Source organism: Knoellia sp. AC549 (assembly GCF_979258975.1).
Map to the genome: position 1 here is coordinate 2,850,901 of NZ_OZ409890.1, position 11,679 is coordinate 2,862,579.

General features: G+C 69.1%; 10 protein-coding genes. 9 read left to right on the plus strand and 1 reads right to left on the minus strand.

Annotated elements, in window-relative coordinates; translation table 11 throughout:
• Positions 1-40: 40 nt before the first annotated feature.
• From ACZZ98_RS13910 to ACZZ98_RS13940, 7 genes are read left to right on the plus strand one after another with little or no spacing between them, the layout of a single operon-like run.
• Positions 41-457: a TadE/TadG family type IV pilus assembly protein gene (locus ACZZ98_RS13910; RefSeq protein WP_463516799.1), complete on the plus strand. Its 417-nt coding sequence runs from the start codon at positions 41-43 to the stop codon at positions 455-457.
• On the plus strand, positions 454-1,713 hold the full coding sequence (locus ACZZ98_RS13915) for a pilus assembly protein TadG-related protein (RefSeq protein WP_463516800.1): 1,260 nt from the start codon (positions 454-456) through the stop codon (positions 1,711-1,713). Before ACZZ98_RS13910 ends, ACZZ98_RS13915 begins: the two co-directional genes overlap by 4 nt.
• 33 nt (positions 1,714-1,746) lie before the next feature.
• Positions 1,747-2,580, plus strand: a complete 834-nt coding sequence (gene cpaB, locus ACZZ98_RS13920; protein ID WP_463516801.1) for a Flp pilus assembly protein CpaB — start codon at positions 1,747-1,749, stop codon at positions 2,578-2,580.
• Positions 2,577-3,743 carry an AAA family ATPase gene (locus ACZZ98_RS13925; protein WP_463516802.1) on the plus strand — a complete coding sequence of 389 codons (1,167 nt, stop codon included), beginning with the start codon at positions 2,577-2,579 and terminating at the stop codon, positions 3,741-3,743. The genes cpaB and ACZZ98_RS13925 overlap by 4 nt, the downstream gene beginning before the upstream one ends.
• Positions 3,740-5,101 (plus strand): CpaF family protein, encoded by a 1,362-nt coding sequence (locus ACZZ98_RS13930; RefSeq protein WP_463516803.1) that lies wholly within the window; start codon positions 3,740-3,742, stop codon positions 5,099-5,101. Before ACZZ98_RS13925 ends, ACZZ98_RS13930 begins: the two co-directional genes overlap by 4 nt.
• A complete protein-coding gene (locus ACZZ98_RS13935; RefSeq protein WP_463516804.1) occupies positions 5,101-7,071 on the plus strand; it encodes a type II secretion system F family protein in 1,971 nt (656 codons plus the stop codon). The genes ACZZ98_RS13930 and ACZZ98_RS13935 overlap by 1 nt, the downstream gene beginning before the upstream one ends.
• 3 nt (positions 7,072-7,074) lie before the next feature.
• On the plus strand, positions 7,075-7,980 hold the full coding sequence (locus ACZZ98_RS13940; RefSeq protein ID WP_463516805.1) for a type II secretion system F family protein: 906 nt from the start codon (positions 7,075-7,077) through the stop codon (positions 7,978-7,980).
• Between the two features lie 116 nt (positions 7,981-8,096).
• Here the strand turns inward: ACZZ98_RS13940 and ACZZ98_RS13945 are convergent, their stop codons facing one another.
• Complete coding sequence (locus tag ACZZ98_RS13945) at positions 8,097-9,947, minus strand: glycoside hydrolase family 3 protein (protein WP_463516806.1); 1,851 nt, start codon at positions 9,945-9,947, stop codon at positions 8,097-8,099.
• A gap of 138 nt (positions 9,948-10,085) precedes the next feature.
• Between ACZZ98_RS13945 and ACZZ98_RS13950 the strand changes: the two genes are divergently transcribed.
• Together ACZZ98_RS13950 and mtrA are read left to right on the plus strand one after the other, a co-directional pair.
• Positions 10,086-10,790, plus strand: coding sequence for a spermidine synthase (locus ACZZ98_RS13950; protein ID WP_463516807.1), 705 nt, complete (start codon positions 10,086-10,088; stop codon positions 10,788-10,790).
• Between the two features lie 210 nt (positions 10,791-11,000).
• Complete coding sequence (mtrA, locus tag ACZZ98_RS13955; protein WP_463516808.1) at positions 11,001-11,678, plus strand: MtrAB system response regulator MtrA; 678 nt, start codon at positions 11,001-11,003, stop codon at positions 11,676-11,678.
• Position 11,679 lies beyond the last annotated feature (1 nt).

Below are 11,679 nucleotides of genomic sequence, written 5' to 3' on the forward strand. Positions count from 1 at the left end.
CGAGTTCTTGCATCACCTCAGCAGCGAAGGGGGTCGACCCATGCGCCACAACCGTGAGCGCGGAGCAACCATGGTCGAGTTCGCCCTCCTTCTGCCGCTTCTCCTCCTGGTCCTCTTCGGTCTCATCGACATGGGTCGGATGTTCCTCACCCAGGCGATGGTCACCAACGCGGCCCGTGAGGGCGCGCGCATGGCCGCCTTCCGCCTCGACGCGGATGTGCCGACCCGCGCCAACGCGTCGATGCCTGGTATCAACGGGGTGTCCGGGGGTACCACCACGGTCCAGATCCTCGACGCGTGCCCGGCTGCCCCGACCGCGGCGCAGGCGGCACGGGTGCGCGTGACGGTGAACGGGTTCAGCTGGGTCGCCCTCGGCGCCATCAGCGGCCTCTTCCCCGGAGGCGCGATCGCCCCGCCGACTCCCACGGCGACCTCGTCGATGAGGTGCTTCGGATGACGGGACCGGCACGCCGTCGTCCACGCGACGAACGAGGAGCCGTCGGTGTGCTCGTGGCCATGCTCTTCGGCTTCTTCGTGGTCACCGGCCTTCTGGCGTGGTCCGTGGATGCCGGACAGGTCATCCTCGAGCGGCGTCAGACCCAGAACGCTGCCGACGCCGCGGCCCTCGCCCTGGCGCAGAGCTGTGCCAAGACGAACTGCAACCTCAACGCCGACGGCCTGCCGGCGCTGGTCAACGCCAACACGATCAACATCGGCACCCGAACCCACACCATCGAGCGGCAGTGCAAGTCCACGGGATCGATCCCGGGCTCACTGCCCGTGTGCACCTCGGCGCCCAGCGTCACGGAGCTGCGCGAGTGCCCACCCCTGCCGTCGTCGCTGTCCTCGGGGTTCCCCTACGTCGAGGTTCGCGTCCGCGCCAACGACACCGGTCCGGGTCTCATCCCCAACCTCTTCACCCAGGTCAACAACACCGGTCCTGACACGAGCAACGTCGTCTCGTGCGCCCGGGCCGCCTGGGGTTCGCCGACCTCCGCGACCTTCACGTCGCCGATCACCATCTCGACCTGCGAGTGGCAGACCTACACCAGCGGCGGAGCCACGTACGTCGCCCAGCCGCCCGTCTCGCCGTGGCCCGGGTACGGCGGCGCCGGGCAGCCTGCCTACCCGCTTCCGGCGACGACCCCGAACACTCCCGGCCGCGAGGTCATCATCGACCTGCACGACCCGTCCAAGCCGGGGTGCTCGTACAAGGGCAAGGACACGGCCGGAGGCTTCGGCTACCTGGACACCACCGGCTCGTGCAGCACGACCCTCACCACGACGAACGGCGTGAACGTCTGGGCCAACATCGACACGGGTTCCTCGACCACCGGCAGCTGCCAGAGCGCTCTGTCGAACATCTGGACCAGTGGCCCCGTGATCGACCTGCCGGTCTTCGACTGCATGGTGAAGTCCACCAGCGGCACCCCTTCCGGAGCGCCACCTGTGGACTGTGACCCGTCTGACGCGGGCGGCGCCAACACCTACTACCACGTGGCAGGCATCGCGAAGTTCTACCTCAGCGGCTACCGCATCGGCGGCGGGGTGACGAAGGCCAGTCACGTCTCAGGTGCTGTTCCCTGTGGCAACCCCCGCCGTTGCATCTCCGGCTGGTTCGTCCAAGGGGTGCTCAACGTGCCTGCCGCAACCATCGCCCCTCCGTCCTCCACCACCGGTTTCGGTCTCTCGGCTGTCGTCGCCGCCGGTTGAACCACACACGCCCTGTCGAAAGGCTTGCACCCCATGGGTCGTCGCGTCATCGCCCTCATCGTCGCCGTCCTGCTCGCGCTGGTCGGCGCCGTCCTCGTCCTGCTCTATGCCAATGGCGCGGACGAGCGTGCGCTCGAGGGACAGCAGCCGCAGACGGTCTACGTCACCGCCGAGGTCGTGCCGTCGGGCACCACGCTCAAGGACGCGGAGCGCGGCGGCCTCATCACGCGGACGCAGGTCGCGGCCAAGGCCAAGCCCGCTGGTGCCCTCACCGCGATCAACGCCGAGAACAGCGGTCTCCTCGCCCTGGCGGACATCGCACCCGGGCAGGTCGTCCTCGAGGCAGCCTTCGGGACGGAGCGCTTGGGACAGAAGGCGATCGGGGTGGCCTCAGGCAAGGTCGCCATCTCCATCAGCCTCGAGGACCCCAACCGGGTAGGCGCGTTCGTGACGCCGGGAAGCCTGATCACCATCTATGACACCTACGACAGCAAACGGCTCGGCACCGACGACGCCACCGCGCAGTACAACGACCTCAGCGTCAAGGGGACGAGCGTGCTGCTCACCAAGGTCCCGGTCATCGGCATCGGCACGACCAGCCTGACAGGCGCCTCCGAGCCCCGGAAGGACGAGAAGGACGAGACGGAGGAGCAGGCGCCCACCGCCGCCACCCCGGTGCAGACCTATCTGGTCACGGTCGAGCTCTCGCCTGCGGACTCGCTCAAGCTCGTGCACGCCATCCAGCACACCCAGAACCTGCAGAACAACCCGGCCAAGCACATCTACTTCGGCCTCGAGGGACCGGACACGACCGTGCCACCGAACCTGAGCACGGACGACTTCAGCTATCACGGGACACCTCGATGACGATCCTGTGGGACAACGAGCCCGGAGCCAGCGAGCGCTACCACTTCGCGCTGGGCGACGTCCTGCTCCTCGGGTCAGCCCCGCTGGTGCACCGTGCGCTCGACGACGACCAGCGCGCGGACCTCGTCGTCATCGGTCCGCTGGTGCACATCGACGAGGCGTCGATGCTCGTGGAGTCGGTCCGGGCGTCGCGCCCCGAGGTGGGTTTCATCCTCCTGCGCCACCGCCTGGACGTCACCACGATGGGGCAGGCCCTGCGCAGCGGCTTTCGCGAGGTCATCGCGTCCGACGACGCGCCCGCTCTCTCGGACGCCGTGCGGCGCAGCCGTGACCTCACGGCCAAGCTCGCCGGTCACCACGGAGCCGTGGCCACCCCTCAGGGGCGCATCGTCACGGTCTTCTCGGCCAAGGGCGGCGTGGGCAAGACGACGCTGTCCACCAACCTCGCCACCCACCTCGCCCTCAGCGGTCTGCGGACCGTGCTGGTCGACCTGGACCTGTCCTTCGGTGACGTCAGCATCAGCCTGCAGCTCCTGCCCACGAGCTCGGTGCACGACGCGGTCGGGATGCAGGGCCACCTCGACGGCGAGGGGCTGGCGCAGCTCGTGACGCACCATGCGCCCAGTGGCCTCGACGTCATCGCCGCCCCCACCGACCCGTCCCTGGCCGACCGGATCAGCGCGCAGGTGGTCACCGAGCTGCTCCGGGTGGCCGCAGCGCACTACGACTTCGTCATCGTCGACACGCCACCGTCGTTCACCGAGCACGTGCTGGCCGCCTGCGACGTGAGCAGCCTCCTCGTGCTCATCGCCACGTTGGACATCCCTGCGGTGAAGAACCTCAAGCTCGCTCTCGAGACGCTCGATGCCATCGGGAGCCCGCGGGACTCCCGGGTGATCGTCCTCAACCGTGCCGACGTCAAGGTGGGCCTGCGCCCGGAGGACGTCGTGCAGGCCATCGGAGCACCGATCGCGGTGAGCGTCCCGGCGAGCAACACCGTCCCGGCCTCAGTGAACCGGGGTGTTCCCCTGGTCCTCGAGTCCCCGCGTGACCCGGTGAGCGCGGCCTTCAGGGAGATCGCCGACACGCACATCCGCGCCCGCTTCGGCGGCCCGGTGGAGGAACCCCAGCGCCGCAGCCTCTTCAGCAGGAGAAGTCGATGAGCAGCCTTGCCGATCGTCTCGACACCGCCCGTCGCTCGCAGGAGACGGTTCCCGTCCACGGCAGCGCCTCGGCGCAGTCCCACCGGGTCGACCCGATCGTCGAGGTCAAGGAGCGGGTCCACCAGGGGCTCATCGACTCGCTCGGACCGCGGCTGTACGACCCGCACCTCAAGGAGAGCGACCTCGCCAACCAGGTGCGTCAGACGCTGCAGGAGGTCATCGACGCGGAGCAGAAGCCGCTCACCCTCTCGGACCGCACCCGCATCGCGCAGGAGGTCTCCGACGAGATCCTCGGTCACGGCCCACTGGAGCCGTTGCTGCGTGACCCGGAGGTCACCGAGATCATGGTCAACAGCGCCAGCAGCATCTTCATCGAGCGGGCCGGCAAGATCTACCCGACCTCGGCCCGGTTCACCGACGAGACCCATCTGCGACGGATCATCGACAAGATCGTGGGCCGCGTCGGTCGCCGCGTCGACGAGGCGAGCCCGTTGGTCGACGCGCGCCTTCCGGACGGGTCGCGAGTCAACGCGGTCGTGGCGCCGATCGCGCTCGACGGCGCCATCCTGACGATTCGCAAGTTCGCGGCGGACCCGTTCACCGACAAGGACCTCCTCTCCTTCGGGACGTTCACCCCTCCGGTGCGCGACTTCCTCCACGCCTGCGTCATCGGCCGGCGCAACATCATCATCTCGGGCGGGACCGGCTCCGGGAAGACGACGACCCTCAACGTCATCTCGTCCTTCCTCCCCGAGGAGGAGCGCATCGTGACCATCGAGGACGCGGCGGAGCTGCAGCTGCACCAGCAGCACGTGCTGCGGATGGAGTCGCGCCCGGCCAACATCGAAGGTTCCGGTCTGGTGACCATCCGCGACCTCGTGCGCAACGCCCTGCGCATGCGTCCCGACCGGATCGTGGTCGGGGAGGTCCGAGACGGAGCTGCGCTCGACATGCTCCAGGCGATGAACACCGGCCACGACGGCTCGATCACCACCGTCCACGCCAACAGCGCCCGCGACTCGCTCTCTCGCCTGGAGACGATGGTGCTCATGGCCGGGATCGAGCTGCCCATCCGGGCGATCCGCGAGCAGGTGTCCGGAGCGGTGGACCTCATCATCCAGCAGTCCCGCCTCAAGGACGGGACCCGGCGGATCACCCAGATCACCGAGGTGGTGGGCATGGAGGGCGACATCATCACCCTCCAGGACCTCTTCACCTTCGACTACGCCGCGGGCAGGGATGCCAGCGGTCGCTTCCTGGGTGAGCTGCGCAGCACCGGCATCCGTCCGAAGTTCACCCAGGACCTCCACGACCTCGGCGTCGAGCTGCCGATCCAGCTCTTCGCCCCGCGGTACTGATGGGCGGGCTCGGGGGCTGGCGAGCCGTCCTGCTGACCGCCGCGACGGCTGCGGCGACCCTCGGAGTGCCGCTCGCAGCATCGGTTGCCGAACCCGTCCCCGTGCCGGCGACGATCGGCTCGGTGACGATCGGACGCGACAACGTGACCGGGGTGCTCACCCTGCGTCCGGGTGGCCGGGCCGCGTCGGTCGACCCGGGGATGACGGCGATGCTGGGGGACACGCTCGCTCCGGTCTCAGCGACTCCGGCGGCCCGAAGCCAGCGGACCACGGTCCTGCTCATCGACACGAGCGGGTCGATGGGGACCAGGGGCATGGCGACCGTGCGAGGAGCGGTCAAGGACTTCCTGGCATCCGCGCCCGCGGACGTCAAGGTGGGTGTCGTGTCCTTCGGCAACACCGCCGGTCCCGAGGTCGCTCCGACCCAGGACCGGGCTGCCGTGCAACGCGCGGTGGACGCGTTGCGCGCCGACGGGAACACGGCACTCTTCAGCGGAGTGACCGAGGCCGTGGCCATGCTCGGCGCGGACGGGGACCGCAGCATCGTCCTGCTGAGCGACGGCAAGAACACCGTCGGCGACCGAGCCCCCGGGCTGGCTGCGTCGGTGAAGGCGCTGACCTCGTCCCAGGTGCGGGTCGAGGTGGTCCGGTTCACCACGGGAGAGAACGACCCAGCGGCTCTGGCGGCCTTCGCCAGGGCAGGGGGAGGCTCGGTGGTGCAGGCCGGCGACACGGCTGCGGTCCGAACCGCCTTCGAGAACGCCGCGAAGGTCCTCGACTCACAGGTCCAGCTCGACATCACCCGCCCACCCGGTCTGTCCGGCACCGTCCCCTTCACCCTCAAGGGCACAGCCACCGGACGCCCGTTCCTCGTGAAGTCGACGATCAACTTCGGCTCCGGTGGCGTGGCGAAGCCATCACCCCGACCCACGCCCCTCGTGATCGCCGACGCGGGCGCCGCACCCACCGTCCTCAAGCGCGCTGAGGCAGGGGTGAGCACCTCTCTCATCGCTGCCCTCGTCGCGCTCTTCGTCGGGGTGCTGATCCTCACCGTCGCCGTGCTCAACCCGTTCCGGTCCCGGCGCCACGACCGCGTCGCCGAGGTCGAGCTCTACACGTTGGCAGGGGCTTCGCGCATCTCCCGTCATGAGGAGGCAGCCCCGTCCGCGGTGGCTCAGTCGGCGGTACGGCTCGGTGACAGGGTGATGGCCCAGCGGGAGTCGACGAGCCACACGATGAGGCTCATCCAGCGTGCGGACCTTCCCCTGCGGGCCGGCGAGTGGTTCGTCCTGCGCGTGGTCGCCGTGATCGTCGCGAGCCTCATGCTCCCGTTCCTCCTGCCCATGCCCTGGTGGCTGACCTTCCCCCTCGGGCTCGTCCTGGGCTATGCCCTCCCGGCACTGGTCCTTCGGTTCCTCGCCGCGCGCCGGGCGAAGAAGTTCGAAGGGATGCTCCCCGACGTCCTCATGCTCGTGGCCACCACGCTCGCCAGCGGTTTCAGCCTCACCCAGGCGCTCGACGCGATCGCTCGCGACGCCGCCGAGCCGGCCGGCAAGGAGTTCTCTCGAGCGCTGGCCGAGACACGCATCGGCGCGGACGTCTCCGACGCCCTCGACAACATGTCGCTGCGGATGGACAGCGAGAGCATGCGCTGGACGACGATGGCCATCAGGATCCAGCGTGACGTCGGTGGCAACCTCGCCGACACGTTGCGCACCACGGCCAACACCCTGCGCGAGCGTGAGTCGCTCAAGCGTCAGGTGAACGCCCTCTCGGCCGAGGGCCGGCTGTCCGCCTACATCCTCATCGCGCTCCCCATCCTGCTCTTCCTCTACATGGCGTGGAGCAACCCGGCATACACGTCGCTGCTCTGGACGCGCAGTATCGGCGTCGTCATGCTGATCGGCAGCGGGATCAGCATGGTCATCGGCTACCTGTGGATGCGCAAGATCATCCAGATCGAGGTGTGAGACATGCTCATCGTCGCAGTCGTCCTCGTCGCCGTCGCCCTCTGCGTCGTCGTCGCGCTGCTCGGGACCATGGGCGCGGGGACCACGGGTGTGGCGCGCTCCCTCGAGCTGGTCAACTACCGGCCCGACAGCAGGAGCGTGGCCAAGTCCGAGCTCGCCGCCAAGGATCGCCTTCTCGTGCCGTTCGAGCAGGGGCTCAAGGGGGCGGCCCGCCGGATCTCCCCCTCCGGCACCGCGGAGCGGCTGGCATCCAGTCTCAACCGCGCGGGCAACCCCCCTGCCTGGCCGGTCGAGCGGATCTTCGGCGCCAAGGGCATCGGACTCGTCCTCGGTGCGCTCATCGGCCTGCTGCTCGGAGGGCTCGGACTTCGCGGCATCCTCTATGCGGTCATCGGTGGCACCGCCCTGTTCTTCCTTCCCGACCTCCTCGTCTACAACACCGGAGTCAGGCGCCAGGAGCAGCTCCGCAAGGGCTTTGCCGACGCCCTCGACATGCTCACCGTCTGCGTCGAGTCCGGACAGGGCTTCGACGCGGCTCTGGGGCAGGTGGCGCGCAACGTCACGGGGCCGATCGGCGGGGAGTTCGCGCGAGTGCTGTCCGAGTTCCACATCGGCAAGACGCGAGGGGAGGCCTTCCAGGCGATGGCTCAGCGCAACACCTCACCCGAGGTCAAGAACTTCGTGTCGGCCCTGGTCCAGGCCGACCGGTTGGGTGTGCCCATCGCTGGTGTCCTGCGGGAGCAGACGCGAGAGATGCGGGTCGTCCGCCGGCAGCTCGCCGAGGAGAAGGCACAGAAGGTCACGGTCAAGGTCGTCTTCCCGGTGCTGCTCTGCATCTTCCCGGTGATCTTCGTCGTCATCCTCGGTCCGGCCGCGATCAACATCTCCGACCTGTTCGGCAGCCAGTGAACCTCTCGAGCTGAGGCGACGCACCGGTCACAATGTGACCACGGACAAAGGCCGGGTATGCCGGGAGCGTGAGCTCCCGGCATACCCGGCCTTCGTCGTGGGTCTGTTCTGTCGCCTCAGAGACCCAGGCCGTGACCGAACGGGAAGAGCACGCCTGAGCCATCCGCCTTGGGGATGGAGACGGGCAGCTTGCCGACCGGGTTGACCTCGCCGTACATCACGCGCACGAGCGACTCGACCTGGTGTGCGGTGTAGCCGAAGCTGTCGAGCACGGTCGGCGCCTCCGGGAAGGATGCGACGTCGTAGGGGTTGCGCATCGCCGCCACCACGACCGGCTTCCCGGTCGCGAGCAGCGCCTTCACCAGCTTGGTCTGCGCCGCGGCGGCCGCAGTCGGCTGTCCGGTGGCCGCACTGACGGCGTAGGCGTTGTTCGTCGAGACCACCACGAGGTCGGAGGTCTGTGCCGCGGCGACGGCGTTGTTGATCGCCGTCTGCGACGGTGTCGTCCCGGACTCGCGGACCTGGGTCGTGGCTCCACGGGCAGCGAACGCGTTCGCCATGTTCTGGGTGGTTCCGACGCCCCAACCGGCGACGAGCACCTTGCGGGGACCGGCTGCCAGGGGCAGCAGTCCGGCGTCGTTCTTGACGAGGGTCGTCGTGCGGTTCGTGATCGCCTGCGCCTCGGCGGAGTGCTGAGGTGCACCCATGACCTGGGGTGCAGCGGCCACGTCGACCATCGGGTCCTGGAAGATGCCGCGCTTGTGCTTGTGGAGCAGGATCCGGTAGACGGACTCGTCGATGCGCTTCTCGCTGACCACACCGGCCTCGACGGCATCGAGCACAGCGCCATAGGCGGTGTCCATCTGCGGCGGAACGAGCAGCTGGTCGGCGCCGGCGAGCAGGGCCTGGACCGGAGCCACATCGGGCGGGTAGGTCGCCGCGGCGCCGGCCATGTCGAGGGCGTCCGTGACGATGAGTCCCTTGAAGCCGAGCTCCTCGCGCAGCAGCCCCGTGAGGATCTTGTGCGACATCGTGGCAGGGACGTCCGGCTCGATCGCCGGCATGACGACGTGGGCGGTCATGATCGAGTCGACCCCGGCTGCGATGTTCGCCCTGAAGGGCGGAAGGTCGATCTCGTGGATCTGCTCCAGCGTGTGGGTCACCGAGGGGAGGCCGTAGTGGCTGTCCACGCCGGTGTCGCCGTGGCCCGGGAAGTGCTTGGCGACTGCGGAGATCCCGCCCGCGCGGAAGCCCTGCACCTGCGCCGCCGAGAGGTCGGAGACCAGGCCGGGGTCGCTTCCGATGGAGCGGATCCCGATGACCGGGTTGTTCGGGTTGATGTTGACGTCGGCGTCCGGCGCGTAGTCCTGCGTCACACCGACGGCGGCCAGCTCCTTGCCCATGAGCTCGGCCGAGCGGAAGGCGTCAGCCTTCGAGCGGCCGGCGCCGAGCGCCATGTTGCCCGGCATCTGCACCGCGGGTGCACCGAAGCGGGCGACGAGGGCGCCGCCCTCCTGGTCGACGGAGATCTGCAGCGGGATCTTGGCGGGCTGGGCCACGGCTGCGGCCTGCAGGCCGTTGGACAGCGTGGCCACCTGGGCGGGGTCGCCGATGTTGTCGTCGTTGTTGCGGGTCGTGAAGTAGATGACACCGCCGGGCTGGTACTTCGCGATCGCCTGGGCGGGCGTGTCGACGCCGTAGAGCCGCTGGTTCGTGGCCCTGGCCGTGGCGCTCACCGTGTTGGCGTCGCGACCGGCCACCTCGATGACGAAGAGCTGTCCGACCTTCTGCTCCAACGTCATGTGGTTCATCAGGCTGACGATCCTGCCGTGATAGGGCGCGTCGCCCGATCGTCCCGGGTCGCCGGTCGCGGACGGACCGAACGCCGCTGTCAGCGCCACGGCGACGCCGATGGCGGGCAGCCGGATCACGGTGCGGCGGGTGGGGGTTGCTGGCCGATTGATCATGTGGTGCCTCCGGGCTCAGGTGCCTCCAGGGGAGAGGACTTCCTCGACACTAGGCCTGACGCCGCGTGTTGGGAAGACCCGGAGTGGGACAACTTTGTGGAAAAAACATTCAGACCGGAGCGCCACTAGTCTCCGGGAATGAGGATCCAGGAGCTCGACTTCGGCGACACCCCGTGGGGCGTCATCAGTCTGCGCCGTCGTCGGGACCGAGTCACGGAGCGTGACGTCCACGAGGTCAAGCTCGGCGACGACTTCCTCATGTCGAGCCAGTTCACCACGGGGGAGCGGGAGCTGGCGCGGATCGGTCTCGCGGCACTGGGCGCGGACCGCGACTCCCTGACCGTCCTGGTGGGTGGGCTCGGGCTGGGCTACACCGCACTGACCGCGCTCGAGGACGACCGGGTCACCGAGCTCACCGTGGTCGAGGCCCTCGAGCTGGTCATCTCGTGGCACGAGCGCGACCTGCTGCCCGACACCGAGGGGCTGGCCGCCGACCCGCGGGTGCGCCTCGTGCGCGACGACTTCTTCGACATGGTCCGCGCGGGCCGCGCCGACCGGACCTACGACGCGGTGCTGCTCGACATCGACCACGCACCCGACTGGCTGCTGCGCGAGGACCACGGCGACCTCTACACCGTCGAGGGCTTCGCTCGCGTCGGCGCGATGCTCACCGACGACGGAGCCTTTGCAATCTGGTCCGACGAGCCCCCCGAGCCCGAGGTCGTGCGGCGGCTGGGCGAGGCCTTCGAGCACGCCGACGCGCACGTGGTCCCGTTCCCCAACCCGCTCACCGGGGGCGAGTCGACCAACACGGTCTACCTGGCGGTCCGCCCGCGTCGCTGAGCGCGGCTCGTCCTGACCACGGCACCACGCCGGGTATGCCGCACACTCGCGTTCCGGCATACCCGCCCTGTGTCGTCGGGTCACCCGAGGTGGAGGTCAAGGCAGGCGCCGGGTTGGGGCTGGATGAACCGGGCACGGCCACGGCTGTGGGATCATGAGGAATCGGCGCGGGGACAGCGCCGGATCACCTCTGCACTTGAAGGAGTGAGCGTGAAGGGTCGCGTGCTCGTCGTCGACGACGACCTGGCTCTCGCGGAGATGCTCGGCATCGTGCTGCGCAACGAGGGCCTGGACGTCGACCATGTCGCCGACGGTTCGGGGGCGCTCGCGGCCTTCCGCGAGACCCGTCCTGACGTCGTGCTCCTCGACGTCATGCTTCCCGGCATCGACGGGCTCGAGGTGTGCCGTCGCATCCGTGCGGAGTCCGGGGTCCCGATCGTCATGCTGACCGCTCGCACGGACACGATCGATGTCGTCGTCGGGCTCGAGTCCGGCGCCGACGACTACGTCGTCAAGCCGTTCAAGCCGCAGGAGCTCATCGCCCGCGTCCGCGCCCGCCTGCGCCGCGACAACGACGCCGAGCCCGAGCGCCTGACCATCGGCGACCTGACGATCGACGTCGCGGGCCATGCGGTCAAGCGCGACAGCGAGTCCCTCAGCCTCACCCCGCTCGAGTTCGACCTCCTCGTCGCGCTCGCGCGCAAGCCGTGGCAGGTCTTCACCCGCGAGGTGCTGCTCGAGCAGGTGTGGGGCTATCGCCACGCCGGCGACACCCGCCTCGTCAACGTCCACGTCCAGCGCCTGCGCTCCAAGATCGAGAAGGACCCGGAGCGGCCCGAGATCGTGGTCACCGTGCGTGGCGTCGGCTACCGGGCGGGACCGGCCTGAC